Genomic DNA, 26853 nt, shown 5'->3' on the forward strand with positions numbered 1-26853 from the left:
CTTCACGAGGACGACTCCCCGTTGCGGGAACGCGCAGGGCGAAAACCCTGCGTCAGGGTTTCGGAAACGTAGCCGCCCAGACGCCGGAACCCGTTCAGGCTGGCGAGCGTCACCTCGCCCAGCGAGCGCCAGAACGAATCGTGCCCGTGTTGGCCCCATTGCGATATCCAGATGTCGGCCCGTGCGAACGTGGACGCCACCAGCCAACGCTCCTGCTCCACGTCCATCTCGTCGAACTGGATGCTCACGCCGGACTCGTCGCGATCCTGACGCACGATCGCCGGCAAGCGCCGCTCCACACCATGGTGGGTCAATCCGATCTGCACCGGCGTGCCCGGCTCCATCGGCTGGCTGTGTTCCAGCATCAAGGCCATGCCGCCGGTGGAGAAGTTGCGCGTACGGCACGGCAACGCCTGGCCGTCAGGCAGGTAGAGAGTGGCAGCGATGTCCAGCGGCACGCGCGGGGAGCGCCGCACCTGGCGCCTCTCGCTGGCAGTGGCGATGGTCGCCCCCAGCATCAGCACGTTGTAGAACGTCCACGCCAGGTTGAACCAGATCGTCTGTATCTCGCCGGTCGAATCCGGATTCAGCAGGCGCAACACGCCGGCGGCGATCCCGCACAGATTGAGCAGCAGGATCAACAGGTAGGGCTTGGCGATCTGCGCATCGAAATAGCCGCGCTCCACCAGCCCCCCCTTCGGCGTGACGTTGAACTTGCCTAGCCTGGGATTGATCACCGCCATCAGCGTCGGACGCAGGATGTACCAGGCCAGCGTGGTCTCGTAGACCTCGTTCCACAGGGGATGGCGGAACTTGCCCTGTACTCGCAGATTGGTGACGTTGGCCTGCAGCACGTGCGGCAATGCGTAGGCCAGGATCATCAGCGCCGAGGCATGGATCACGTGCGCACCGAAGAACAGATAGGCCAGCGGCGCGGTGAGGTAGATGATGCGCGGCAAGCCATAGAAGAAGTGCAGCATCGCGTTGAAGTAGCAAAGCCGCTGCGACAGCCGCAGGCCGCGCCCCAGCAGCGGATTGTCCACGCGGAAGATCTGCGCCATGCCGCGCGCCCAGCGCACCCGCTGCGCCACGTGCGCCGACAGGCTCTCGGTGGCCAGTCCCGCCGCCTGCGGAATGGCGATGTAGCCGCTGCGGTAGCCGGCGCGATGCAGCTTCAATGCGGTGTGGGCGTCCTCGGTGACGGTTTCCGTGGCCACCCCGCCCACTTCCAGCAGGGGCGCACGCTTGATGACGGCACACGAACCGCAGAAGAAGGTCGCGTTCCACTGGTCGTTGCCGTCCTGCAGCAGCCCGTAGAACAGCTCGCCCTCATTGGGTACGCGTCCATAGGTACCGAGGTTGCGCTCGAAAGGATCGGCCGAGAAGAAGTAGTGCGGCATCTGCACGACCGCCAGCAGTGGATCGCGCAGGAACCAGCCCATGGTCACCTGCAGGAACGAGCGGGTCGGCACGTGGTCACAGTCGAAGATCACCACGTATTCGCCGTCGGTGCGCTTGAGCGCGGCATTGATGTTGCCGGCCTTGGCACCGATGTTGTTGGTGCGGGTCAGGTAGCCGATGCCCACTTCCTCGCAGAAGTCGCGGAATTCGTCGCGACGCCCGTCGTCGAGCAGGTAGATGTTGATCTTGTCGGCCGGCCAGTCGATGACGCTGGCCGCCAGCACCGTGGTGCGTACCACCGACAACGGCTCGTTGTAGGTGGGGATCAGCACGTCGACGCTGGGCCAGTCGTCCTGGTTGGCCGGCAGCGGCACCGGCTTGCGGTTCAGTGGCCACAGCACCTGGAAGTAGCCGAACACCAGGATCAGGAAGGCATACAGCTCGGCACCCAGCAGGCCCAGTCCCAGGGTAAGGTCGACAAAGCTGCCCATGCCCATCGTCTGCGTGAGCCGCCACCAGATGTAGCGGCAAGAGACCGCAAGCGAAAGGGCCATCATCACCAGTGCGGACACCCGCCCCCCGCGCCGCCGCAGGATCAGCGCGACGATGAACAGCACCAGCGAGAACACGACCTGCTGGGTTACCTCCATCGGCACCGCCACCACGAACGCCAGCAGCAGCGCGCCGAGTATCCACAGCGACCATGTCGCCGCCCTGCTCGGCAACTTGCCGGATTTCAACTGCTGATCTGCGCTCATCTCACCTTCCTGATGCAAATGGCGGCGTTTCGGGATGCACGCAAAGCGACAGGAAACCGACAGCCCGCTACGTATGGGTTCAGTGCCTGCCGACGATCCGCTTGAGCGGACTGGCCGCCTCTGCTCTCACGGCCGGCTCGGCTTCGAGCAATCGATGGAACAGCTCCTTGAGCGGCGTCCCCTTCGCTGCCGGCACTGGTTTCTTGCGCACCGTGCCCGTGGCCACAGACGTAGTCAGGGGCAATGGAAGCGGTGCGACAGGGGCGGGCGCCGGCTCGGGCGGCGTCACCTGCGCCTCGGACGCTACATCCGCCGCGACGACGTCGTCCCTCCTTGCAGCGACACGATCCTTCGCAGCGGCGCGCTTGGTGGTCTCCGGCACCGGCCGTACCACCTGGAAATCCTGGTAGCCCGAAGCCGCTGCCGTCGCGCCGAATCGCGCGAACAGGCCGCTGATGTCGTCTTCGGTCGACGGCGCGTCTTTCTTGTCTTTTTTGTCCGCCATGAAGCTATTCCACCTCGAAATGGATCAGAAGACGCGCGACAGCACGAAGCATCGAACATCTTCCGACCGCGGTGTGCAGGTCCTCACCGCCAGCCCGGACAACATGCCCGATTGCTGGAACCACGATTGATAAACGCCTTGCAGGAACCCGTCCGCCCATGGCGCCAAGTCCAGCGCAACATTGATCGGCGGGGCCAGGTGTTCGATCTCCACCCGATCCGGATACTCGCCGAACCGGCAGCTTCCCCACTCGACCCGATCCCAAAGATCGTTGGCCGCCCTCTCCACGTCCTGCAGAGTCAGGCAATCGCCGAGCGAATGATTGTCGGCAAAACGACGACCGATGCGGCCGAACAACGCCCGCAACTCGTCGTCGGACAACTCGGCCGAGAACTCCTGTCCCATGGCCCGCACGACCCCCAGCCACTGCCGGGAACAGGCACGGACACGCAAATGCTCAAGCAATTCCTGCGAGCCCATTCCGCTACGCTCTGTAGGTCTTCAAGTGGAGGGGAAGGACACGAACCGAAGGTATTGCCAACCGTGCTCGCCGTCGATGTTCCACAAAAATTTAATGAGATGCAAGTCTCATTTTTCAAGTTTGTGACGGCAAGCGTGAAGCCCTCTTGACATCTTGCTTGCCGACATTCGCCTTCACGCCACCCCGAACACCTGCCGCAGGTACGTCAGGTAGCCGGGATCGTCGCACATGCTCTTGCCCGGCGAGTCGCTGAGCTTGGCCACCGGCTGGCCGTTGCAGCGCACCATCTTGATGACGATGTTCAGCGGCGTCGGCCCCAGGTCGTTGGTCAGGTTGGTGCCGACCCCGAAGGCGACCTGGCAGCGGTCGCGGAAGCGGGCGTACAGGTGCATGACCTTCTCGATGTCCAGCCCGTCGCTGAACACCAGCACCTTGTTGCGCGGGTCCACGCGATAGCCCTGCAGGTGCGCCAGGATGCGCTCGCCCCACTCGAACGGGTCGCCGGAGTCGTGGCGCATGCCGTCGAACAGCTTGCAGAAGTACAGGTCGAAGTCGCGCAGGAACGCGTCCAGCCCGACCACGTCCGACAGCGCGATGCCAAGGTCGCCGCGATACTCGCGCGCCCAGGCCTCCAGCGCGGCCGCCTGCGAGTCGCGCAGGCGCGGGCCCAGCGCCTGGAACGCCTGCAGCCACTCGTGCGCCATCGTGCCCAGCGGGGTGAGCCCGAAGCGGCGGGCGAAATGCACGTTGCTGGTCCCCACGAACTGGCTGCCCAGCTGCTGCTGCAGGACCTGCAGCAGCTCGCCGTGCCAGTGGCGGGAATAGCGGCGGCGGGTGCCGTAGTCGGCGATCCGGCATTCGGAATAGCCCTGCGCGTCGCGCAGCAGGGCGATCTTGGCCTCCAGTCGGCGCCTGCCCTCGGCGTGGTCGGCACCGGCGCCGGTGCGGCGGAACCAGACCTCGCTGATGATCGCCAGCAGCGGCACCTCGAACAGGATCGTGTACAGCCAAGGCCCCTTGATCTCCAGCTCGATCTCGCCGGGGACGCTGTCCGAGGCGCGCAGCGTCACGTACTTGCGGTCCAGGTGGAACAGGCCGAGGAAATCGACGAAATCGGGCTTGATGAAGCGCAGCCCGCGCAGGTAGTCCAGCTCCTCGGGGCGGAAGTGCAGCGAGCACAGCAGGTCGATCTGCGCGGAGATCTCGTCCAGGCAGCCGGCCAGGTCGATGCCGGGGGTGCGACACTTGAAGCGGTACTCGACCTGCGCCCCCGGGTGCTGATGCAATACCGCCTGCATCATCGTGAACTTGTACAGGTCGGTGTCGAGCAGGGAATCGATGATCATCGGGAACCGGCAGGAGGGGAGCGCAAATTGGCCCACAGGATAGACGCAAGCCGCACGGCCAGATGCGCGGCGATGGCCGTGGCCACCCCGGCCCGCACCGGCGGGCTGCGCACCGGCGCCTCGAACCGGCGGAAATAGCGCCACAGCCCGCGGTGCTTGTGCCATTCGACGAAGAACGGGCGCGAGCGGCTGGAGACCCCGCGCACGTGCATCACCCGCAGGTCGTTGGCCACCGCCACCACCGCGCCGGATTCGCGCGCGCGGCGGCACAGGTCCAGGTCCTCGGCATGCAGGCGGTAGCCCTCGTCCCAGCCGCCGATCCGCTCGAACAGGTCGCGCGGCATCAGCATCAGCGCCCCGGAGAGCGCCGGCACCGGCTGCAGCGGCTGCGCCGGATCGGCCGGCACGGACAGGTCCGAGCCACGGCCGGGCGAGCGCAGCATCGCCAGGAAATCCGGATCGCGGCGGCGCACCGCCGGATCCGCGCGGCCGCGCTCGTCCACCTGCTCCACGCCCAGCAGCGCCGGCCCCAGTTCGCGGGCGCGGTCGCGCAGCCGGGCGAGCGTGTCCGCCTCGACCATCAGGTCGGGATTGACGAAGGCCAGCCAGGACGCGGTCGAATCCGCCGCGCCCTGGTTGCAGGCGGTGGCGAAGCCGGGATTGTCCGGGTTGGCGATGAAGCGTACGCGCGCGTCCTCGATGGCGTGGCGCTGGGCGATCTCCACGCTGCCATCGCGCGAGGCGTTGTCCACGACCCGGATCTGCGCCACGTCCTGCGCGGCGCGCAGCCGCCGCAGGCAGTCGTCGAGGGTGCTGCCGCTGTTGAACGTCACAACGACCGCGGCGATCTGCTGCTGTTGTCTCATGCGGGGATTATCCGCGCCGGGTCAAACACGCGATAGCCGTCGCCGTCCGCAGGACAGCCAGCCCGCCCGGACACCCTCGCGCATCAGCCATGTGGCGCCGACTTGCGGGCTTGTCGCCCTGGAGGCCGGGAGCATCGGGGCCACGCCCCCGACCTGCATCGAGCCAGGACAGCGTGCGCGGCGGGCCGGGGCACGCCTACGCCGCAACGGAGGCCGGCACAGGCCGGACAAGGCCCGCTGTACTCCAGCCATGCGATGTCGCGCGAAAGCTCACGAAAGGTCGGGCCACGCCCCGCCCGGACACCCTGCGCGTCAGCCCCGCTTCCCTGCCGAATCGCTGCGGCGGAGGCGCGCAGCTGGTGCGGAGCGCCACCGACCCCGCATAATGCGCCGTGCATGGCGTGCGGCCGGTTCTGGAAGCGGTCGCCGCCATCCCCGCGAAGCGGATTCCGCCTCGCGGCCCGCTCCTTCGATGTGCGAGATGACGGCCAGCGCCTTTTCAGGTTCCACGCTGCCTTCCAATTCCAGACGTCGCATCCGCCCTTCCGGCGCCTGCGCGTACCGACGGCCCGGCAGTACCGTCGCCCGTTTTGCCGATATATCGATCGGACGTATCCATAGGACCCGGGGCCATTGGTCTAGACCAGTAGCCGGCGCAAGCATGCGCGTCCCGTCCCTGGTCATTGCCGCCATGCGTCCACTGCGCGTCATGCTCGAGTATTTCCACCCCTGGCCGAACTCGGCCGGCTTCTACCTTGCGCGCGAGCGCGGCTGGTACCGGCAGCACGGCCTGGAGCTGGCCCTGCTGCTGCCCGACCCCTGGCACGGCGATGGCCTGGCCCACCTGCTGCGCGGCGACTGCGACTTCGCGGTGTTCCCCAGCAACCGCCTGCTGGTGCGCCGCGCCGGCGGCGAGCCGCTGCGCGCCATCGCCGCCATCAACCAGTGCGGGCTGGAGGCGATCCAGACCCTGACCGACACCGGCATCGCCCGCCCGCGCGACCTGGCCGGGCGGCGGCTGGCGATGAACCCCACCCCGCGCGGGCTGGCGATGGTGCGCCACCTGGTGGCCGGCGACGGCGGCGACCCGGACGCGGTGATCGTGGTCGATGCCGGCACCCGCGAACTGCGCCCGGAGGACCTGGCCGCCGGTGTCGCCGATGCCAGCTTCGGCGGCTACTGGGCCTGGGAAGCGCTGATGGACAGCCGCATCGACGCCGCGCGGCGGGTGACGTGGCCGGTCGACACGCTCGGCGCGCCGGCCTACCACAGCTACCTGCTCGGCGCGCACGAGCGCACCCTGGCCGAGCGGCCGCAGCAAGTGCGCGACTTCCTCGCCGCCACCGCGCGCGGCTTCCTCGCCGCGGCGGCCGAGCCGCTGGCCGCGCTCGACGCCTACGAGCGCGCCACGCCGTACTTCCCGCGCGAGCTGCTGGCCGCCTCGCTGCGCGCGATCGCACCGACCTGGCTGCATGGCGGACGCTGGGGACAGCTGCGCCAGCCGCTGCTGCAGGGCTATGCGCAATGGCTGGCGCAATACGGCGTGCTCGCCGACGCAGATGCCTGGCGCGGCGCCGCCGACGGCCGTTTCCTGGCGGAGATCCCGGCATGAGCGCGGTCCACCAGATGCACGGCCTGGCCGCCGGTGCCATCGGCGCCGACTGGCCGGCGCTGCGCGAGGACGAGGTCCACGCCCTGCTGCGGCACTTCGGCCTGCCCACGTCCGCGCACGCGCTGGAATGGCACAGCCCGCGCCCGTTCTCGGCGGCGGCGCGGGTGCGCACCGGCGGCGGGCCGGTGTTCGTCAAGCGCCACCACCGCCGCCTGCGCGATGCGCGCACGCTGGCCGAGGAGCACCGCTTCATCGAGTACCTGCGCGGCCGCGGCGCGCCGGTGCCGGAACTGCTGCGCGACCGCACCGGAAACAGCGTGCTCGAACTCGGCGCATGGACCTACGAGGTACAGCGCGCGGCCGCGGGCGAGGACCTGTACCGCGATGCGCAATCGTGGACGGCGTTCGCCGCCACCGCCCACGCTGGCGCCGCCGGCCGCGCGCTGGCGGCACTGCATCGCGCCGCCGCCGGCCATGCCGCCGCGCCGCGCAGCACCACGCTGCTGGTCGCCAATTTCCGCCTGTTCGGCCAGGACGATCCGCTGCAGGCGCTGGCGCAGGACCTGCCGCGGCGGCCGGCGCTGGCGGCCTGGCTGCGCGAGCGCGACTGGCAGGCCGACCTGCGCGCGCACCTGCTGCCGTGGCATGCGCAGGCCTGGCCGCTGCTGCAACGACAGGCACCGCTGTGGACGCATGGCGACTGGCACGCCTCCAACCTGCTGTGGCGCGGCGACGGCACGGAGGTCAGCGGCGTGTTCGACTTCGGCCTGTCCGACCGCACCTTCGCGCTGTTCGACCTGGCCACCGCGATCGAGCGCAACCTGGTGCCGTGGCTGGAACTGGATGATGGCGGCCGTGCCGTCGCCGAACTCGACCAGCTCGACGCGCTGCTGGACGGCTACGCCAGCGTGCTGCCGCTGGACGCCGCGCAGCTGCGGGCGCTGGCGGCGCTGCTGCCGCTGGTGCATGCCGACTTCGCCCTCAGCGAGGTCGAGTACTACGCCGGCATCACCGGTTCGGCCGCGCACGCGGCCATCGCCTACGGGCGCTACCTGCTCGGGCATGCCGACTGGTTCGGCGGCGACGAGGGCCAGCGCCTGCTCCGCCACCTGCGGCGCCGCGCGGAGGCAGCGCCATGAACGCACGCCTGCCACCGCTGATCGACGTCCACGCATTGGCCGCGCGCCTGCACGATCCGCGCCTGCGCGTGCTCGACGCCAGCGTCGAGCTGCCGCCGCCGCGCTTCGATGGCGACTACCGCCCCGCCAGCGGCGCCGACGGCTGGCGCGCCGCGCACATCCCCGGCTCGCGCCATGCCGACCTGCTGCAGGCGCTGGCCGACCCGCACGCGGGTTTCAGCTTCGCGCTGCCGGACTGGCCGGCGCTGGTCGCGGCGCTGGAGGCGCTGGGCATCGGCGACGGCAGCCTGCCGGTGCTGTACGACCGCGGCGACGGCTTCTGGGCCGCACGGCTGTGGTGGATGCTGCGCAGCGTCGGCATCGACGCGCAGGTGCTGGACGGCGGCTGGCGGGCCTGGCGCGCCGGCGGCCTGCCCGAGGCCAGTGGCGACGCCGCTGCGGCCACCGCCGCCACGATCACGCCCAAACCGCGCCCCGAACTGTGGGCCGGCCGCGGCCGCATCGAGGACGTGGTGGCCGGCCGCGCGCCCGGAACGCTGGTGTGCGCGCTGTCGACGCAGTTGTTCGCCGGCAGCGTGCCGACCCGCTACGCGCGGCGCGGGCATATCCCCGGCAGCCGCAACCTGCCGGCGCGCGAGCTGTTCGACCCGACCGGCCGCTACCTGCCGCCAGCGCGGCTGGCGCAGGTGCTGGCGCCGCTGCGCAGGACCGCGCCGCGGCCGCTGCTGCTGTACTGCGGCGGCGGCGTCAGCGCGGCCGCGCTGGCACTGGCGCTGACCGTGCTCGGCGAGACCGGGGTGGCGATCTACGACGGCTCGCTGCAGGAGTGGGCCGCCGATCCGTCGCTGCCGCTGGAACCGCGGCCGCAAGACACCGGCACTGCCCCTGTAGGAGCGGGGGGGGGCCCCCCCGGGGCGGAGAGGGGCAACCCCCCCGCGGGGGGCCGCTGCACCGGCGGCCGCAACCCCCCGGCACTGCCCCTGTAGGAGCGGCTTCAGCCGCGAAGGGGCCTTCCCGCGAAAGCCCCATCGCGGCTGAAGCCGCTCCTACGGAAGAACAGGGCGGGGAGCGCCGATGAATCCGCTTTCCCGCTGCCGCGGCCGCCGATGCCGCGCGAACCCGGACACCACGCGCGCCGGCCCCGCCGGGCCGGCCCGCCGATCCCCCGGAATCCAAGAACACCCCGTCCTTCCCATCTCCATCCACCCGAGGTCCATCGCCATGTCCCATCCACGTCCCCCCTTCGCGCCGCTGGCGCTCGCCCTCGCGCTGGTGCTCGCCGCACCGGCGCGGGCCGCCGACGACGGCGCCGAAGCGGCCCCGCAGAACACCCAGACCCCGGTGCAGCTGGACGCGATCAACGTGCACGAGCAGCGCCCGCGCAACCGCTCCAGCCTGGGCGGCTACGGCGATGCGGCGCTGCTGGACACGCCCGCCTCGATCGGCTCGATCGATCGCGAGCAGCTCGCCGACCGCCAGGTGCGCACGCTCGACGAAGTGCTGCGCGCCGACGCCTCCACCGGCGACAGCTACGCGGCGATCGGCTACTACCAGAACTTCAGCGTGCGCGGCTACCCGCTCAACCCCGCCAACAGCTACCGCATCAACGGCCTGACCCTGGTCGGCGAGCAGCAGGTGGCGCTGGAGAACAAGGAACAGGTGCAGGTGCTCAAGGGCCTGTCCGGGCTGCAGTCCGGCGTCAACGAGCCGGGCGGGCTGATCGGCTTCGTCACCAAGCGCCCGCAGCAGGTGCGCTCGCTTACCCTGGGCACCGACGACGAGGGCAGCCGCTACGCCGCCGCCGACCTGGGCGGCTGGTTCGGCCGCGACAGGCAGTTCGGCCTGCGCGTCAACGCCGCGCACGAGAGCATCCGCAGCTACGTCGACCATACCGACGGCAACCGCAACTTCCTGTCGCTGGCGGCGGACTGGAAGATCAATACCCAGTCGCTGCTGCAGCTGGACGTGGAATACCAGGACAAGCAGCAGCGCTCGGTGCCCGGCTACCAGCTGCTGGGCGGCACCACGGTGCCGCACGACGTGTCGGTGCACCGGCTGCTGGCCTACCAGCCCTGGGGCAAGCCGGTCGGGATCGACTCGCTCAACACCCAGGCGCGCTACCTGTACCGCTTCAACGACACCTGGAGCGCGGAGCTGGCCGCCGCGCACAGCCGCGCGGTGATCGACGACTACTCCATCTTCCCGTGGGGCTGCTACGGCGTGGCCAGCTGCGCCGACGACGCGCTGCCCAACCACTTCGGCAGCGACGGCGGCTACGACATCAGCGACTACCGCAGCCCGGACGACACCCGCCGCAACGACCAGGCCAAGGCGACCGTGTCCGGCACCTTCGCCACCGGGCCGCTGCAGCACCAGCTCACCGCCGGCGTGGACTACCTGCGCCGCACCATCGACCGCCACGGCTCGATCAACGAATGGATCGGCACCGGCAACATCTACGCCGACCCGGAACTGCTGGCACCGGCCACCGGGGTCGAGCTGGGTCCGAAGCAGCGGCGCTTCGACAGCACGCAGAAGGCGCTGCTGGCCAGCGACCGCATCGACTTCGGCACTGCCTGGCAGCTGCTGCTGGGCGCGCGCCAGGTGCGCTACCAGGAGCGCGTGCGCGACCGCGACGGCGTGCTGACCCGCAGCACCCGCCTGTCCGAGCTGCTGCCGCAGGCGGCGCTGCTGTTCAAGCCGCGCCAGGACGTGTCCACCTACGCCAGCTTCGCCAAGGGCCTGTCGCCGGGCGCGACCGCGCCGTGGTTCACCGAGAACGCCGACGAGATCCTCGAGCCCACCTTCTCCTACCAGACCGAGGTCGGCGCCAAGTACGAACGCGACGGCCTGCGCCTGGGCGCGGCGCTGTTCGACATCCGCCAGGCCTACCAGTACACCCAGCCGCAGGCCGACGGCAGCCTGCTGTTCGTGCAGCAGGGCCGCCAGCACAACCGCGGCATCGAGCTGTCGGCCGATGGCGCGATCGCCGAGCGGCTGCGGCTGTGGGCCAGCGTCGCCGCCATCCGCGCGCGCGCCGAGGACACCGGCACGCCGGCCTACGAGGGCCACCAGTCGCTGAACGTGCCCAAGCTGCGCGCCAGCGTGCAGGCCAGCTGGGAGGTGCCCGGGGTGGAAGGCCTGGCGCTGCTCGGCGGCGCCCAGTACAGCGGCGGCAAGTACGCCGACCGCGACGGCCTGATCGAGGTCGGCGGCTACACCGTGTACAACCTGGGCGCGCGCTACGCGACCCGCTTCGGCGCGCTGCCGGCCACGCTGCGGCTGAGCGTGGACAACGTCGGCGACAAGCTGTACTGGCGCGACGTCGGCGAGTCCGCCGGCGACGGCTACCTGTTCCTGGGTGCGCCGCGCACGGCGCGGCTGTCGCTGCAGCTGGATTTCTGAGCGATGGCATCGCCCTTCGTTCGCGGCGCCTGCCGCGGCCTGCTCGCCGCCGCGCTGGCGGCGGGCATGGCCGCGTGCACGCACCTGCCGCGCGGCCACGACCAGCTCGACGCGGTACTGTGGATGCAGACTTCGGCGGAGAAGCGCTTGATCTTCGAGCAGACCTACGCCCAGGCCGCCCGGCAACTGCCGGCGGCACTGGCCGACCCGCGGTGGGACGCGCTGGCGCAGCCGCCGCGCCCGCTCGCCGGACTGCCGCCGGCGCTGATCGTGGACATCGACGAGACCGTGCTCGACAACATGCCGGTGAACGCGCGCGACGTGCGTGCGGGCCGCGGCTACGCCATGTCACGCTGGGACGCATGGGTGGCCGAACGCAGCGCGCGCGCCCTGCCCGGCGCGGTGGACTTCCTGCGGCAGGCGCAGGCGCTGGGCATCGCTGTGTTCTACGTCAGCAACCGCAGCCAGGCGCAGCTGCGCGACACCGCCGCCAACCTGCGCGCGGCCGGCTTCCCGCTCGACGACGACGCACGGCTGCTGCTGGCCGGCACCGCGGTCGGCGGCTGCGCAGGCAGCGGCAGCGACAAGAGCTGCCGCCGGCAGTGGATCGGCCGGCACTACCGGGTACTGATGCTGGTCGGCGATGCGCTCGGCGACTTCGTGCAGCCGGCCGCCAACACCCCGGCCGCCTGGGACACGGCGCTCGCGCCGTATCGGAGCTGGCTGGGCACGCGCTGGTTCGTGCTGCCCAACCCGGCCTACGGCGCCTGGTACAGCGCGCCCTACGGCGACGACGAACGCCTGCCCGCCGCGCGCAGGCGCGAACTCAAGCAGCGCGCGCTGGAGTTGCGGCCATGAGCCTGTCGCCGCTGGAACTGCTGGCCGTGGTGCTCAACGTGCTGGGCGTGTGGCTGACCGCGCGGCGGATACACTGGTGCTGGCCGGTCGGGATCGTGGCGGTGCTGCTGTATGCGTGGTTGTTCTTTCACTGGAAGCTGTACTCGGACATGCTGCTGCAGGGCGTCTACGCCGTGCTGCAGGGCTACGGCTGGTGGCGCTGGCGCCAGGGCCTGCACGAGGACGGCACCGTCCGCGTCGGGCCGCTGCCGCTGCGCGAGGGCGCGGTTTCGCTGGCGCTCGGTGCGGCCGGCGCGCTCGGGCTGGGCTGGCTGATGCATCGCCATACCGACGCCGCGCTGCCGTGGCTGGATGCCTCGCTGACCTGCTTCAGCCTGGTCGCCAGCTTCTGGGCCGCACGCAAGCGCATCGCCAGCTGGGGGCTGTGGATCGTGCTCGACTGCCTCTACGTGGGCATGTTCGCCTACAAGCAGCTGTACCCGACCGCGCTGCTGTATGCCGCCTTCGTGGTGCTGGCGGTGTACGGCCTGCGCCTGTGGCAGGCCGACCTGCGCCGGTCGCTGGCCGGCGGGGCGACGCCGTGAATCCCGCGCACCCGGCGACGCCCGCCGCGCAAGCGGGGGAAGCCGCCGCGCGGCCCGGCGCCGGCGCGTCGCTGGGCCAGCGCATCAGCGACGCGCTGGCCCAGCGCATCGTCGACGGCGAATGGGGCCCGGACCAGCGCCTGCCGGTGGAACGCGAACTGGCCGAGCGCTTCGGCTGCACCCGCATCACCCTGCGCGAGGCGCTGCAGCAACTGGAGGCGGAGGGCCGCGTGTACCGCGAGAACCGCCGCGGCTGGTTCGCCAGCCCGCCGCGCATCCGCTACGACCCCACAAGCATCGCCGGCTTCATGCGCTACGTGGCCGAGCAGGGGCGGACACCGCGCACCGAACTGCTGGAGGCGGTCCGCTCCGGCGACGGCCTGGCGCTGGCGCGGCGGCTGCAGCTGCCCGATGCCGGCGCGGAGGTGTTCGTGCTGCGCCGGCGGCGCTGGATCGATCGCCGCGCGGTGCTGCTGGAGACCAACATCCTGCGCGCGTCGTGGGCGCCGACCCTGCTCGAGCACGACCTGGCCGGCTCGCTGAGCCGGGTACTGACCGGCACGCTGGGCCTGCATCTGGCGCGCAGCCGGCTGTCGATCCACCCGGCCAGCCTGGACCCGGCGCAGGCGGCGCTGCTGCAATCCACCGTCGGCACGCCCTGCCTGCGCTTGCGCCGCGTCAACTACGACGACGCCGGCCAGGTGGTGGAGCTGGACGTGGAATCCTGGCGCCACGACGCGCTGGCGGTGACGGTGGAGGTGACGGCGCCCTCCGCTGCGTAGAGCCGGGCCTGTGCTCGCATCCCTTTTCGGGGCTCGGCTGAAGCGTTCCCCGGTAAGCCCCAGCCGAGCAAGCTCGGTTCTACGACGGAATTGGCAACCGGGCAAGCCCGGCTCTACACACCCATCTCGAAGCGCGGGACGCCGTAGGCGCTCCAGGCATCGTTGCGGGCATCGAGCGCCTTGCGCTCCACCCCGGCGTGGACCGGCTCCGGCAGTCCCACATCGAGCAGCAGCGGGAATCCGCCGTAGTCCCGGTCCTCCCAGCGGAACTTGCCGGGCCTGTCGTTGAACAGCCATCGCGCCACACTCATCGCGTTCAGCAAGGCATCGAGCGGATCGCGGCCAGGGAATGCACCGAACGTGTCGAAACGCTCGACACGCAACGGGCAGACCCAGCCGCCGTTGTCCAGCTGCACCGGGTTCCACATCTCCACCACGATCTCCTCGGCCTGCCCGCAACCCAGCACGTGCGTCACCGCCCTGCGGTAGGCCGGACGGTCCAGGTCGATCCGGGCGGCAGCCGGATGCCGGTACAGGTTCTCGCTCATCATGGTCGGACTCCTCCGCGGACTGGGCGTTACCGTAGCCGCGCAGGCCGGGCAAGGCCAGCCGCAGCCGGGTCGTGGGCACCGTTCTCGTCCCGGCTGCGCCGCACTCGCCCGCGCCACGGGTTGTCCGGCAGACATTCGTCCAGCGCGAACGGAAGCCGTAAGGTTCTGGCGATGGCCGAGCGCGCCTCGTTGGAGCCGGTCGCGCATGGCGGGCCGGGGCCCGCCCCATGCCTCGAAGATGGCGAAGCATGGGCGGAGCGGAATCCGCGGCCGGGAGCTACGCCGCCGGCTCGCCGAACAGCGGCCGCTGCGGGTCGGGCGGCGGCAGTTCGGCGTACAGCCGCTGCAGTTGCTCGCGCTCGCCGCGCAGGGGATCGTCCATCAGGAAGCCGGCCAGGCGCGCGTGCCAGGCCGGCCAGCGCGTGGCCAGCGCGTCCATGTCGCCATCGGCGGGGACGCCCTCGTACTGGCGCGCGACGAAGGCGGTCTCGCACAGCGCGTTGCGCCAGCCCAGCCCGGCCATGCGCAGGCTCAGGTCGATCAGCGCCGCGTACCAGGAACCGTAGCTGCTGGCATCGAGCCCGCCGGCCTTGCGGCGGGCACTGCCGCGCAGGACCACGGCATGGCCGATGGCCGCCGGCAGCTCGGGGTGCAGCGGCGGCATCGCCGCGCAGGCGGCGGCCAGCCGTGCGGGCTGGTCGGGCAGCGATTCGAGCACGCCCAGGCGCGGCCACGACGCCGCCTCGCCGGCGTTGCTCCACGGCGTGGCGCTGGCGATGGACGGATCGCGCGCCAGGCATTCGGCCAGGCGCGGCAGCCAGCCCGGCAGCGGCTGCGCGTCGGCGGCAAGCACGGCGACGTCGGCATCGGCGCAGGCGGCCAGCATCTGCTCCAGGTGCGCGACCTCGCCGATCGGGCGCTCGCGCCGGGTGTAGTCGGCCTGCAGGCCGGTACGCGCCAGCCAGTGCTCGACCACCGCCTGCGCGCGCGGACCGGCCTGCGCATCGTCGGCCAGCCACACGCGGGTGCCCGCCGGGGTGGAGGCCTCCAGCGCGCCGAGGCAGGCGTCCAGCAGCGCATCGTCGACGCACACCGGCAGCAGCACGATGGGCAGGGCAGCGCTCACTAGGGACGCTTGGCCGGGATCGGATCCATGGCGCGGAAGCGGCGGCCGTACTCGTCGGTGAGATCGCGCGCTTCCTGCGGATTGCGCACGATGGTCGGGGTGAGCAGGATGATGACCTCGTTGCGGCGATGGCTCTGGGTCTTCTGCCCGAACAGCGCGCCGATCACCGGCAGGCGGCTCAGGCCGGGAATGCCGGAGGATCCATCGGTGGTGCTGTCGTCGATCAGGCCGGCCAGCATCACCGTGTCGCCGGCGCGCACCGCCGCCTCGGTCTGCATGCGCCGGGTGTTGATGCGCACGTTGCCATTGCCATCCCTCTCTCCCTCCGGTGCGCTCACTTCCTGCACGATGTCCAGGAACACCATGCCGTCGCGGGTCACGCGCGGGCGCACCTTGAGGATGGTGCCGGTCTCCAGGTACTGCACGCTCGAATACTGGTTGTCGCTGATTCCGGACACGGACACCGAGTAGATCGGGATGCGGCTGCCGACGTTGAGCTGGGCCACCGCGTTGTTGCGCACGAACAGCGACGGTGTCTGCAGCAGGCGTACGTTGGAGACCGTGTCCAAGGCGCTGATGATCGCCGCGGCGTTCTTGCCGAGGAAGGTCCATGTCAGGCCGTCGCCGGTGGCCTTGCCGGCGATGTCTCCCCATATGCTCCGTCCTGCTGCCGACGCCAGTCCCGCGCCTGTCATGCCGATACCCGTATCGACGCCTTCGGCGACCGTACTGGGTGCGTTGACCGCCTGCTCGAAGAACCAGTTGACGCCGTACTTGAGGTCGCCGGTCAGCGCCACCTCGGCCACCTGCGCCTCGATGTGCACCTGCATCGGCATCACGTCCAGCTTCTCGACCACCTCGCGGATCGAGCGCCAGGCCTGCGGGGTGGCACGCACCAGCAGGGTATTGGTCTCGTCCACCGCCGAGACGCCGACGCGGTCGCCCTCCACCTCCAGGGTCACGCTGCCGTTGCCGCCTTCGCGCTGCGGCAGCTGCAGCTGGCCGCTGCCCAGGCCGCCGCTGCCAGTACCGGTGCCGGTGCCGGTCGTCCCCAGCGTCGAGCTGCTGTCCAGGCCGCGGCCCGAATCGGCGCCGAAGCCGCCGGCATCGCCGCCGCTTCCCAGCTGCACCGAGGTCGCCCCCGGCGCCAGCGAGGCCTGCGAGCCGTCGCCGCCGCGCCCGCCGCCGCTGCCGAACACCTCGGCCAGGCGGTCGGCCAGGTCCTTGGCCTTGACGTACTTGAGCTCGTAGGAGAACAGCCGGCTGTCGCCGCCGGCACTGTCGATGCGGTCCAGCCATTCGCGGATCTGGTCCAGGTAGCTGGGCTGGGCGGTGATGACCATCACCGCGTTGGCGTTCTCCAGCGGCATGAAGCGCAGCATGCCGGCGCTGGGGGTCTTGCTCTCCTCGCCGAACACCTTCTCCAGGTCGGCGGCGACCTGGTCGGCGCGCCCGGACTGCAGCGGGAACACGCCCACCGACATGCTCGACATCCAGTCCACGTCGAAGATCTCGATGGTGCGCAGGTAGTTCTCCAGCTCGGCGCGGGTGCCGGCCACGGTGATGACATTGCGGCCGTTGTCGACGTTGACGATGGCGTTGGGACGCGCGTACGGCTCCAGCACCTTCTTCATCTCGCTGGCGGAGATGTACCTGAGCGGCACCACCCGCGCCTCGAAGCCGCGCGCGCTGGCCGCCGGGGCGGTGCTGGGGGCGACGCTGCCGGCCAGCGCCTGGTCGGCGGGGACGATGTTGTAGCGGCCGCCGCTGTAGACCATGCGCGCGTTGTTCCAGCCCAGCACCATCTCCAGCAGGTTCAGCGCCTGCGACGGCGACACCGGGTTGGGCGTGGCCAGCGTCACCGTGCCCTGCACGCCCGGGGCGATCACGTAGTTCTGCCCGAGCATGTCGCCGAGGATGGCCTTGACCACCGCGGCCAGCGATTCGCCCTCGAAGTTGAAGGTGGCGCTGCCGCTGCCGGCCGCGCCCAGCGACGGCGGCCGCTCGGCGGCCACGCCGCGGTTGATGGTGGGGCCGGTGCCGCGGCGGATCAGCGGCTGGGTACGGACCTGCTCGTCCTGCGCATCGCCCTGCTGTTGCGCGGCGGCCGCGGGCGGCACCGGCGCGGCATTGCGCTGGACCTGGGGCGAGGGCGTGCTGGCGCAACCGGCGAGCAGGCCGATCAGGAGCGGGACTAGAAGGCGAGGCGTCATGCGGTCACTCTAAGGTTTGTTTCCAGGGGTGGTGCCGTTCTGGTTCTGGTTCTGGTTCTGCTGCTGCAGTTGCCGGCGGCGCGCCTCGATGCGTTCGCGGATGGCGCGGATCTGCTGTTCCTCGGTCGGCGCGGGCGCGGCCGATGCCGCCGGGGCTGCCGGCGTATGCGGCGGTGCGGGCGGTGTCCGCTGCGGGTTGCCGTTGCCCGGCGCAGCAGGTGCGGGCGCGTTGCCCGGTGGCGGCCGCACGGCATCGGCGCGAGCGGACGCGGCGCCGGCCAGCACCGTCGGGGGCTCGCCGCCGTTGCCGTCGAACACGCGCAGTTCCAGCGTCTGCACCCCGCCGGGGCCTTCGATGGTGGCTCCCCGCGGTTCCAGCGCCAGCAGCCGCCAGCCGCCGACGCTGTCGCCTTCCAGCCGCAGCCGGATCGACTGGCCCTGCTCGGTGGTCAGCGTCGCCATCTTCAGCTGCGGGGTGATCAGCACGCCGGTCAGGCGCAGCACCGAGGCCGGCGCCTCGGCTTCGTTGCCGCCGAGGAAGAACGGGTGCGGGCGGCGGTCCTCGGCCATCAGCGGGCGCGCGGCGATCTCGGAATAGCGGGACGGGTCCTGCAGGCGCTCGCGCGCCGGCGGCGGCAGCGCCGGCAGCCGCTGCACCAGCGCCGGGTCGTCCGGCAGCGGCTCGATGCGTCCGCCGAGCCCGGCCAGGGCCATCATCCACACCAGCAGCGCCCAGGCGGCGATGCCGCCCAGCCACCAGGTGCGCAGGCCGATCGCGTCAATCCGCATCGGCCGCTCCCGCAGGGTCGGCGACGGCGCCGGGGCGCAGGAAGCCGGCCAGCTCGAACGCCACGTCCAGGCCGCTGCCGCTCTCGCCGGGCGAGAGCTGGAAGCGCTGCGCCATGACGTTGAGGTTGTCCACGAACAACCGCGGCGAGCCGCTCTCTAGCGTGTACAGCACCTGCGCCAGCTCCGGCGTGCCGCAGCGCAGGCGCACCTGCACCGCCACCCGCACGAAACGCTCGCGCGTGTCGGCCGCCAGCGGCGAGCGGTTGCTGATCGCGCAGCTGCGGTTGCCCGGGCTGGCCTGGCTCACCGCCGCCTCCAGCCGCTGCACCAGCCCGGCCGAGGCCAGCTCGGCCGACGGTTCGGGCAGGAAGCCCGGGCGCGCGGCGAGCGCGGCCTGCGCCTGCTGCAGCCGCTGCGCCACCTGCGGCGCCTGCTGCAGCTGCGTGCGCACGCGCAGCTCGCGCTCGCGCTGGGCCTGGATCTGCGCTTCGGCCGCGCGCAGCGGCACGGTGAACCACGGATGCACCAGCAGCAGGTAGGCCAGCGCCAGCAGCGCCAGCAGCACGCCCAGCGCCAGCCAGCGGTCGCGCTCAGTGGTTGCCGGCGCCATCGGCGGCCTCCTTGTCCGTCGCCGGCGCGGTGGCCAGCTGCGCGGTGAGGGTGAAGCGTTCGCCACGGCTGGCGCTGTCGCCCTGCAGCACCCCGGTCAGCGACGGCGTGTGCCACAGCGGCGAGCCTTCCAGCTTGCCGACCAGCGAGGACGCCTCGCGGCTCAGGCCGATCAGCTGCAGCTGGTCGCCCTCGATGGCGAACTTCTCCAGGTAGCTGCCGTCGGGCAGGCGCCGGCTCAGTTCGTCCCACACCTCGGTGGCGGTCGGCCGCGCGGCGCGCCTGCGCTCGAAGAACGCCGCGCCTTCCACCATGTCCACCAGCTGCTGGCGCTGCGCGGCGACGCCGCGGGCGCGCTGGGCGCTGGCATCGACCTGCGCGCGCAGCGCCTCGGCGGCCTGGCGGCGGTTGTCCAGCAACTGCCCGCCCGCCAGCACCAGGGCCAGCAGCGCCAGCGCCGCCAACGCCCACTGCCAGCGCCGCAGCGGACTGCCGCGATGCTGGCGCCGCGCCGGCGGCAGCAGGTTCACCTGCAGCGGCGGCGCATCGACGCCGGCGACGTCGATGCCGGCCAGGGTGGCCGCCCAGCCGTCGATCGACGCCAGCAGTTCCTCCACCGTGCGATGCGGCACCACCACCAGCTCGACCTCGAGCTGGCCGTCGCCGCGGCGCTCCAGCACGCGCACGTCGAAATCCACCTGGTCGGCGGCGAACGGCGTCTGCCGGTCGATCTCGAACCGCACCACGTCGCGCAGGCGCTCGGCGGCGGCGGCCGGCAGGCGCAGCGTGCGCCGCAGCACCGCGGCCTGCGCCAGCAGCCAGGTGCGCGGCAGCGCCGACAGCCGCGGCCCGAGCAGCGCCTCGATGTCGCCCGGCGACTGCGGCCACGGCAGCTGCGCGATGTCTTCCGTGCGCGTGTCCAGCTGCCGCGCCAGGTGCAGGTCGTCGCCGGCGCGCCACAGCAGCAGCCGCGCCGGCGCCAGGCCCAGCTGCGCACGCCAGCGCGGCGGCAGCCAGGCCAGCAGCGATCGCCGCCACCAGGCCAGCAGGCCTTCCGCGCCCGGGGCCAGGCGAACGCCTATCCGGCCCAGGTTTTCGCGCCACCCGCTCATCTTCGCGACATGCCCTCCTCCCAACGCAATACCGTGTAGGCCGTGCCCGGCACCGGCGACGGCCCCAGCCGCACCACTGCCCGCAAGACCGCTTCCCTGCCCCGCTCCAGGCGTGCGCGGCTCTCGATACTATAGGTGCCGCCCGCCGGTTCGACGATGGCCGCGGCCGCATCGGGCGATCCGGGTCCCGCTTCGGCCTCGCGGCGGGCGACGATATCGGCCGCATCCAGGCCCAGCGCGGTGAGCACCGGCGCCGGCGCGAACGCCGCTTCCGGCCGCGAGCGGCCGCCGAACAGGGTCACGTTGGGCGCCAGCTGCCGGTACAGCCCGGCATCCATGCCGAGCACGCGCTGCAATTCGGCCACGCTTTCGAACGGGGCGTCCTTGGCGCCGTAGGGCAGGCCGGCGGCGGCGTAGTCGCGGTCCTCGGCGGCGCCGACCGGCTGGCCCAGGTCGTCGGCGTCGCGCCAGTCGACGATCGCCCCGGCCAGGCGCTCGGCCTGGCCCTGCTCGGTGCCGAGCGCACGCAGCAGCGCCGCCAGCAGCGCGGCGTCGGCCAGGTTCAGGTCGACCTTGCCGCTCTCGGCGACGATGCGCACGTCCACCTGCGAACCGTCGAACTGCCAGCGGTAGCGGCGGCCATCGGGGCGCCAGCCCGGCTGCAGCGGCGTGCCGGCCAGCCGCGACAGCGCATATTCCAGGCCGGCGCGGGCATGCTCCTGCGCCTGCGTGCCCTCGCCGAGCACGCGCCCCTGCAGCGCCTCCACCCGCGCGGTCAGCGCGAACGCGCCGACCAGCGCGGCCAGCAGCGCGATCAGCCACAGCACCAGTACCAGCGCGGCGCCGCGTGCCTTCATGAGCGCGCGCCCACGTTGCCGGCCTGCGGCAGCGCCACCACCAGCGTCGGCCAGGCGCTGCCGTCGGCCGCACGGATCGCCACCGACACCAGCAGCGGCAGGGTGCCCGGATCCTCCCATTGCTCGACCCACGGCCCCAGCTCGCCACTGCGCGGGTCCAGGCCGCGATAGCGCAGGTGCACCTCGCGCAGGTCGTCGGCCAGCGTTTCCGCCGGCAGCGGCCGCGCCTCCTCGATGGTCTGCCCGGCCTGCAGCATCGTCAGCTGCAGTTGCAGCCGCTGCCGGCCGGGGCTGCCGGACAGGGTCAGCTCGTGCACGTAGGGCCCGCCGCGGCCGAGGTAGTCGGGCACGTCGGCGACGAAGCGCATGCGCTGCGGCTCGCCGAGGAAGCGCTGCACCTGCAGCGTGGCCGGATCGGCCTCGATCGCCAGCGGCAGCGCCCCTGCCAGGCGCTGCCGCAGGAAGCCCTCGACCGCACGGACGCGTTCGCTGCGCTCGGCCATCGCCTCGCCGCGGCTGCTCACCGCCATCGCCGAGCGCACCGTGGCGAACGCCAGCGTCAGCCCGCCGGCCAGCAGCACCGTGGCCAGCAGCACCTCGATCAGGGTGAAGCCGGCCTGCCGGCGCGGGAGCGGGCAGGCCCGGCTCACGGCTGCATCTCGGCGGCCGCCAGCCGCAGCGTGCGCCATTGCAGCCGCTGCGCCGGGCCCTCGCCCCACTGCACCGCCAGGTCCAGCTGCAGCAGCTGCGCGGCGCCGGCCGCGGCCGCATCGCGCGCACGATGCGGATCGGCATACGGCGTCACCTGCAGGGTCCAGCGATAGCGGCCCTGGTCGAACTCGCCGCTGCTGCGCTGCGGCTGCAGCGGCTGCTCGACGCCGATGCCGGCCAGCAGCGACTGCGCATGCAGCGCCGCGCGGCTGGCGTCGTCGGCCGCGCGCACCTGCCGCGCCGCGCCGGAAAGCGAGCCCAGCAGCAGCGTCAGCGCCAGCGCCAGCAGCGCGAAGGCGACGATCACCTCGATCAGGGTGTAGCCACGCTGCCGCTTCATGGCGCCGCCACCGGTCCGGAGCGGACCTCGCCGGTCATCCAGGCCACGTCGATGCGCCACACCGCCTGGCGTACCTGCAACTCGATGCGGCCGCCGCTGGAGGCGCCGTCCTCGAAGAACTGCACCGCGCCCTCGCCCTCGCGCGGCTGCACCTGGCGGGCGCCGGTGAAACGGATCTCCAGCGCCTTCGGAATCTCGCCATGGCGCCCGTTGGCGCCCTGCCAGCGGTGCCCGCGCGGATCGATGACGAAGCGCTGCGGCTGTCCGCCGGCCAGCGCCTGGGTGCGGGCGAAGCGCAGTTCGGCGGCGATCTGCTTGCCGGCCGAGCGCAGCCGCATGCCGTCGACGCCGCCGCCCATCGCCGCGGCCGCCAGCACCCCGACCAGGGCGATCAACGCCACCACCAGCAGCATCTCCAGCAGCGAGACGCCGCGCGCGCGCGCAGCGGGTGCCGGCAGGGAGCGGGACTGCGTCATCGCCGCGGCCGGTCACTCGTAGCGGATGTCGGCATCGTAGCTGCTGCCGCCGGGCTGGCCGTCCTTGCCCAGGCTCACCAGCTCGAACGGCTGGCCCTCGCCGGGCACGCGGTACTCGATCGGGTGGCCCCACGGGTCGTTGAGCTCGGCCGACTTGGCATACGGGCCCAGCCAGCCGCTGGCGCCGCCGGGCTGGGTGACCAGGTCGTCGAGCTTGGCCGGCAGCCGGCCGGTATCGAGCTGGTAGTTCTCGATCTTGCCGGCCAGGGTCTGGATCTGCGACTTGGCCAGGTTGGCCTTGCCGCGGTCGGCGCCGCCGAGCACGCGGCTGCCGACCAGGGTCAGCACCGCGCCGATCAGCACGATGACGATGATGATCTCCAGCAGGCTCATGCCGGACTGGCGCGAGGGCGAGGGGGAGCGGGTCAGGGAACGCGGGTTGGTCATTGCGGGATTCCTTGGGGTTGCGTGTTTCGGAATGTTGCCGAATTCGTCTGCTTCACGTCGCCATCCATGGCGTCACGTCACCGGCTCCGGGACGCCCGGCCCGGCCATCCATGGCCGGGCGTTCGGCGCCGCATGCGCCATGGCGCATGAGCGCGGCACCTCACCCAATCGCATTGGTCAGGTCGTACAGCGGCACCAGCACCGCCACGATCACCGCGCCGACCACCGAGGCCAGCACCAGGGTGATCGCCGGCACCATCGCCGCCAGCAGCCGGTCGATCGCCTGCGCGGTCTCCTGCTCGAAGGTGTCGGCGGTCTTGAGCAGCATGGTGTCCAGCGCGCCGGACTCCTCGCCGACCTGGATCATCTGCAGCGCCAGCCGCGGGAAGCGCTTGCCGCGCGCCAGCGATGCCGACAGGCCATGGCCGTTCCTGACTTCGTCGGCCGCCTCGCCGACGTCCCCGCTCAGCGCCAGGTTGCCGAGTACGTTGCGGGCGATGCCCAGCGCTGCCAGCAGCGGCACGCCGTTGCGCAGCAGGGTGCCGAGCGTGCGGCTCAGCCGCGCGGTCTCCAGCCGTGCCACCAGCGGACCGACGAAGCGCTGGCGCAGCAGCCAGTCGTCGAAGCCGGTACGGAAGGCCGGATCGCGGCGCTTGCGCTCGATCCCCACCAGCACCAGCGCCGGCACCGCCAGCAGCACGAACCACCAGTCGCGCACGAACAGGCCCAGCACCAGCACCGCCTGGGTGAACCAGGGCAGCTGCACGTCCAGGCTCTCGTACATCTGCGCGAACTGCGGCACCACGTAGCCGAGCAGGAACAGCAGCGCCAGGCCGACCACCACCAGCAGGATCGCCGGGTAGATAAGCGCGTTGACCACGCGCCCGCGCAGTTCGCGGCTGCGCTCCAGGTACTCGGCCAGTCGCTTGAGCGTGTCGTGCAGGCTGCCGCCGGCCTCGCCGGCGCGCACCATGTTGACGTACAGCTTGGAGAACACCCCGGACTGGCGTTCCAGTGCGGTGGACAGCGGCGAGCCGCCGCGCACCGCGTCGCGGATGTCGGCGATGGTGCGCCGCGACTTCTCGTCCTCCGGCAGTTCCAGCAGGATCGACAGCGCGCGGTCCAGCGGCTGGCCGGCGCCGAGCAGCGTCGCCAGCTGCTGGGTGAACTGCACCAGCGCGGCGCCGTCGAACGGCTTGCGCCGCAACAGCGTGCGCAGCGAGACGGCACCGCCCTCGCTGGCCAGCCGGGTCTCGACCGGCAGGTGCCCCTGTTCCTGCAGGCGCTGCGCCACCTCGGCATCGCTGGCGGCCTCGATCTGGCCTTCCAGCATCTCGCCGTGGGCGTCGATGGCTTTGTAGCGGTACAGGGGCATGTGTCGGGTGTCGATCAGGATGAATAATCGTCATTCCCGCGAAAGCGGGAATCCATGGACGTCGGCTCTTGGCAGCTGACCCATAACATCAGGCCAAAGATCTCGCCATGATGGGTTGCTCGCGTCGATCAGCTGCATCTTCCATGCACGCCTCCACTTCTTGATCCGTTTCTCCCGAAGGATCGCCGACTCCATCGTTTCGTGCATCTCGTACCGAACCAATCGGGTGACCCCGTAGCGTTTGGTGAATCCATCGACCACATGTTCCCTGTGCTGCCAGGTTCTGCCCGCCAGATCGCTGGTCACGCCGACATAAAGCGTGCCATTGAGGCCGCTCGCCAAGACGTACACGCACGGTAACTTGTCCATCGTTTTCTTCCTTCCCTGAAGCCTTCCCTGCAACGTCCATGGGTGATCGACTCTCCGGCCGCCGCAGAAGCCCTCCCCCGCTTTCGCTAGTGGTCCGGACAAACTCCGATCGTCCCTCCCACAAAAGCAGGAGCTCATTGCCGCGATCGGTCCGAAAGTCCTTGGACCCCCGCTTTCGCGGGGATGACGGGAAGAAGGTTCGGCGGACAAGCTTCGATCCAGGTTCCACCCGGATCCTGACCAGCCGGCCGGCCCGCATCTCAGGCACTCGCTGGCACATTAGCCAAGTTCCCCACGGATAACAGTGAGCTTTCGCGGAAACATACTGGTTTGGAGAAACCGCGATCGGCAATTCATCCCTCCTCCGTCACCCGCAGCACTTCCTCGATGGTGGTCTGCCCGGCCAGCGCCTTGGACAGGCCGTCCTCGTACATGGTGCGCATGCCGGCGGCGCGGGCGATCTGCTCGATCTCGCCCATGCCGGCGTGGCGCATCACCGCGCGGCGCAGCTCGTCGTTCATCACCAGGAACTCCATGATCGTGGTGCGTCCCAGGTAGCCGGTCGGCGCGACCGCCGAGGGCTGCGGCCGGTACAGGAAGATCTCGCCTTGCGGCTGCAGCCGGCGCAGGCCGAACCGCTCGATCTGCTCGGGCGTGGCGGGATAGCGCTGCGCATGCACGGGCTCGAGCCTGCGCACCAGGCGCTGGCCGAGGATGCCGTTGACGGTAGAGGTCAGCAGGTAGTCCTCCACGCCCATGTCGAGCAGGCGGGTGATGCCGCCGGCGGCGTTGTTGGTGTGTAGGGTGGACAGCACCAGGTGGCCGGTGAGTGCGGACTGGATGGCGATGCGCGCGGTCTCCAGGTCGCGCATCTCGCCGATCATGATGATGTCCGGGTCCTGGCGCACGATGCTGCGCAGGGCGTTGGCGAAGTCCAGTCCGATCTGCGGCTTGGCCTGGATCTGGTTGATGCCCTCGATCTGGTACTCGACCGGGTCCTCGACGGTGATGATCTTCACGTCGGTGGTATTGAGCTGGCTCAGCGCGGTGTACAGCGTGGTGGTCTTGCCCGAGCCGGTGGGGCCGGTGACCAGCAGGATGCCGTGCGGCAGCTCCAGCACCTTGCGGAACTGCGGCAGGAACGCATCGGTGAAGCCCAACCGCTCGAAGTCGAACACCACCGTCTCGCGGTCGAGCAGGCGCATCACCACGCTCTCGCCGTGCGCGGTGGGCACCGTGCTCACGCGCAGGTCCAGCTCCTTGCCCTGCACCCGCAGCATGATGCGGCCGTCCTGCGGCAGGCGGCGCTCGGCGATGTTGAGCTTGGCCATGATCTTGACGCGGCTGATCACCGCCGCGGTCAGGTTCGCCGGCGGGCTCTCGCCGTCGACCAGCACCCCATCGACGCGGTAGCGCACCTTGAGCCGGCTCTCGAACGGCTCGATGTGGATGTCCGAGGCGCGCAGTTCCACCGCACGCTGGATGACCAGGTTGACCAGGCGGATCACCGGCGCCTCGGAAGCGAGGTCGCGCAGGTGCTCGATGTCGTCGATCGCCCCGCTCTCGCCGTCGGCGGTCTCGACGATGGCACCCATCGCGCTGCGGCCCTGGCCGTACCAGCGCTCGATCAGGTCGTCGATCTCCGAGCGCAGCCCGACCATCGCCCGCACCTGCAGCCCGGTGGCCAGGCGCACCGCGTCGAGCGCGTACGGGTCGTGGGCGTCGGCCATCCACAGTTCGAGGGTATCGCCGTCCAGCGCCAGCGGGCACAGGTGGAACTGCTTCATGAAGCGCAGCGACAGCGTCGCCGCTTCGGGCAGCGATTCCGGCGCCTCGGCGGGCACCTGCCGTGCATCCAGCAACGCGATGCCCAGCACCTGCGCGGTGGCCTCGGCCTGGTCGCGCTCGGACAGCAGCCCCAGCCGCACCAGCAGCGGCAGCAGGTCGCCGGCGGCCTCGCGCTGCAGTTGCCGCGCGCGGGCGAGGTCGCCGGGCTTGAGCCGGCCATTGGCCAGCAAGGCGTCGAGGATGCCGGCCTCGGCGGTGTGTTCGGCAGTGGCGTCTTGCACGAGCGCGTTCACGTGTGTCTCCCGCATCAGAGCCCGACTTTAGCAGTTCGCCATGGCCGGTCCGTGTCGCCC

26 protein-coding genes are annotated in these 26853 nt (G+C 71.3%); 7 read left to right on the plus strand and 19 right to left on the minus strand.

What is annotated here, in order from left to right; all coding sequences use genetic code 11:
- Positions 1-2: 2 nt before the first annotated feature.
- From bcsA to LRX76_RS16430, 5 genes are all read right to left on the minus strand, one after another.
- On the minus strand, positions 3-2159 hold the full coding sequence (gene bcsA, locus LRX76_RS16410; protein WP_231806702.1) for a UDP-forming cellulose synthase catalytic subunit: 2157 nt from the start codon (positions 2157-2159) through the stop codon (positions 3-5).
- Between the two features lie 79 nt (positions 2160-2238).
- Entirely contained in the window at positions 2239-2664 is a 426-nt protein-coding gene (locus tag LRX76_RS16415) for a hypothetical protein (RefSeq protein ID WP_231806703.1), read from the minus strand.
- A 24-nt stretch (positions 2665-2688) separates the two neighbouring features.
- Positions 2689-3144: a hypothetical protein gene (locus tag LRX76_RS16420; protein WP_231806704.1), complete on the minus strand. Its 456-nt coding sequence runs from the start codon at positions 3142-3144 to the stop codon at positions 2689-2691.
- A 174-nt stretch (positions 3145-3318) separates the two neighbouring features.
- Positions 3319-4491 carry a nicotinate phosphoribosyltransferase gene (gene pncB, locus LRX76_RS16425; RefSeq protein ID WP_231806705.1) on the minus strand — a complete coding sequence of 391 codons (1173 nt, stop codon included), beginning with the start codon at positions 4489-4491 and terminating at the stop codon, positions 3319-3321.
- Positions 4488-5357 (minus strand): glycosyltransferase family 2 protein, encoded by an 870-nt coding sequence (locus LRX76_RS16430; protein WP_231806706.1) that lies wholly within the window; start codon positions 5355-5357, stop codon positions 4488-4490. Before LRX76_RS16430 ends, pncB begins: the two co-directional genes overlap by 4 nt.
- A gap of 691 nt (positions 5358-6048) precedes the next feature.
- Between LRX76_RS16430 and LRX76_RS16435 the strand changes: the two genes are divergently transcribed.
- From LRX76_RS16435 to LRX76_RS16465, 7 genes are all read left to right on the plus strand, one after another.
- Positions 6049-6969: an ABC transporter substrate-binding protein gene (locus tag LRX76_RS16435; RefSeq protein WP_231806707.1), complete on the plus strand. Its 921-nt coding sequence runs from the start codon at positions 6049-6051 to the stop codon at positions 6967-6969.
- Positions 6966-8108, plus strand: coding sequence for a phosphotransferase (locus LRX76_RS16440; RefSeq protein WP_231806708.1), 1143 nt, complete (start codon positions 6966-6968; stop codon positions 8106-8108). Before LRX76_RS16435 ends, LRX76_RS16440 begins: the two co-directional genes overlap by 4 nt.
- Positions 8105-9094 carry a rhodanese-like domain-containing protein gene (locus tag LRX76_RS16445; RefSeq protein WP_231806709.1) on the plus strand — a complete coding sequence of 330 codons (990 nt, stop codon included), beginning with the start codon at positions 8105-8107 and terminating at the stop codon, positions 9092-9094. Before LRX76_RS16440 ends, LRX76_RS16445 begins: the two co-directional genes overlap by 4 nt.
- Before the next feature lie 235 nt (positions 9095-9329).
- On the plus strand, positions 9330-11513 hold the full coding sequence (locus LRX76_RS16450) for a TonB-dependent receptor (protein ID WP_231806710.1): 2184 nt from the start codon (positions 9330-9332) through the stop codon (positions 11511-11513).
- Between the two features lie 3 nt (positions 11514-11516).
- The gene (locus tag LRX76_RS16455) at positions 11517-12371 is read left to right on the plus strand and encodes an HAD family acid phosphatase (RefSeq protein WP_231806711.1); all 855 of its coding nucleotides are present in this window, start codon (positions 11517-11519) and stop codon (positions 12369-12371) included.
- Between the two features lie 2 nt (positions 12372-12373).
- Entirely contained in the window at positions 12374-12955 is a 582-nt protein-coding gene (pnuC, locus tag LRX76_RS16460; RefSeq protein WP_231806731.1) for a nicotinamide riboside transporter PnuC, read from the plus strand.
- A 71-nt stretch (positions 12956-13026) separates the two neighbouring features.
- Positions 13027-13737: a UTRA domain-containing protein gene (locus LRX76_RS16465; RefSeq protein WP_231806732.1), complete on the plus strand. Its 711-nt coding sequence runs from the start codon at positions 13027-13029 to the stop codon at positions 13735-13737.
- 113 nt (positions 13738-13850) lie between these two features.
- Here LRX76_RS16465 and LRX76_RS16470 read toward each other — a convergent pair whose 3' ends face one another.
- From LRX76_RS16470 to gspE, 14 genes are all read right to left on the minus strand, one after another.
- The gene (locus LRX76_RS16470; protein WP_231806712.1) at positions 13851-14285 is read right to left on the minus strand and encodes a hypothetical protein; all 435 of its coding nucleotides are present in this window, start codon (positions 14283-14285) and stop codon (positions 13851-13853) included.
- Between the two features lie 280 nt (positions 14286-14565).
- Positions 14566-15414, minus strand: a complete 849-nt coding sequence (locus LRX76_RS16475) for a glycosyltransferase (RefSeq protein ID WP_231806713.1) — start codon at positions 15412-15414, stop codon at positions 14566-14568.
- Positions 15414-17627 carry a type II secretion system secretin GspD gene (gspD, locus tag LRX76_RS16480; protein WP_231806714.1) on the minus strand — a complete coding sequence of 738 codons (2214 nt, stop codon included), beginning with the start codon at positions 17625-17627 and terminating at the stop codon, positions 15414-15416. Before gspD ends, LRX76_RS16475 begins: the two co-directional genes overlap by 1 nt.
- Before the next feature lie 9 nt (positions 17628-17636).
- The gene (locus LRX76_RS16485) at positions 17637-18416 is read right to left on the minus strand and encodes a general secretion pathway protein GspN (protein WP_231806715.1); all 780 of its coding nucleotides are present in this window, start codon (positions 18414-18416) and stop codon (positions 17637-17639) included.
- Complete coding sequence (gene gspM, locus LRX76_RS16490; RefSeq protein WP_231806716.1) at positions 18406-19026, minus strand: type II secretion system protein GspM; 621 nt, start codon at positions 19024-19026, stop codon at positions 18406-18408. The genes LRX76_RS16485 and gspM overlap by 11 nt, the downstream gene beginning before the upstream one ends.
- Positions 19007-20137 carry a PilN domain-containing protein gene (locus tag LRX76_RS16495; RefSeq protein WP_231806717.1) on the minus strand — a complete coding sequence of 377 codons (1131 nt, stop codon included), beginning with the start codon at positions 20135-20137 and terminating at the stop codon, positions 19007-19009. The genes gspM and LRX76_RS16495 overlap by 20 nt, the downstream gene beginning before the upstream one ends.
- Complete coding sequence (locus LRX76_RS16500; RefSeq protein WP_231806718.1) at positions 20134-20994, minus strand: type II secretion system protein GspK; 861 nt, start codon at positions 20992-20994, stop codon at positions 20134-20136. The genes LRX76_RS16495 and LRX76_RS16500 overlap by 4 nt, the downstream gene beginning before the upstream one ends.
- Entirely contained in the window at positions 20991-21644 is a 654-nt protein-coding gene (locus LRX76_RS16505; RefSeq protein WP_231806719.1) for a type II secretion system protein J, read from the minus strand. Before LRX76_RS16505 ends, LRX76_RS16500 begins: the two co-directional genes overlap by 4 nt.
- Positions 21641-22045: a prepilin-type N-terminal cleavage/methylation domain-containing protein gene (locus LRX76_RS16510; protein ID WP_231806720.1), complete on the minus strand. Its 405-nt coding sequence runs from the start codon at positions 22043-22045 to the stop codon at positions 21641-21643. The genes LRX76_RS16505 and LRX76_RS16510 overlap by 4 nt, the downstream gene beginning before the upstream one ends.
- A complete protein-coding gene (locus LRX76_RS16515; RefSeq protein ID WP_231806721.1) occupies positions 22042-22521 on the minus strand; it encodes a GspH/FimT family pseudopilin in 480 nt (159 codons plus the stop codon). Before LRX76_RS16515 ends, LRX76_RS16510 begins: the two co-directional genes overlap by 4 nt.
- Positions 22522-22533: 12 nt before the next feature.
- Positions 22534-22968, minus strand: a complete 435-nt coding sequence (gspG, locus tag LRX76_RS16520) for a type II secretion system major pseudopilin GspG (RefSeq protein WP_231806722.1) — start codon at positions 22966-22968, stop codon at positions 22534-22536.
- Positions 22969-23128: 160 nt separating this feature from the next.
- Entirely contained in the window at positions 23129-24343 is a 1215-nt protein-coding gene (locus LRX76_RS16525) for a type II secretion system F family protein (RefSeq protein ID WP_231806723.1), read from the minus strand.
- A gap of 30 nt (positions 24344-24373) precedes the next feature.
- Positions 24374-24712: a GIY-YIG nuclease family protein gene (locus tag LRX76_RS16530; protein ID WP_231806724.1), complete on the minus strand. Its 339-nt coding sequence runs from the start codon at positions 24710-24712 to the stop codon at positions 24374-24376.
- A 353-nt stretch (positions 24713-25065) separates the two neighbouring features.
- A complete protein-coding gene (gene gspE, locus LRX76_RS16535; RefSeq protein ID WP_231806725.1) occupies positions 25066-26793 on the minus strand; it encodes a type II secretion system ATPase GspE in 1728 nt (575 codons plus the stop codon).
- Between the last annotated feature and the right edge of the window lie 60 nt (positions 26794-26853).

This window comes from Stenotrophomonas sp. MMGLT7 (assembly GCF_021168555.1).
Classification (GTDB): domain Bacteria; phylum Pseudomonadota; class Gammaproteobacteria; order Xanthomonadales; family Xanthomonadaceae; genus MMGLT7.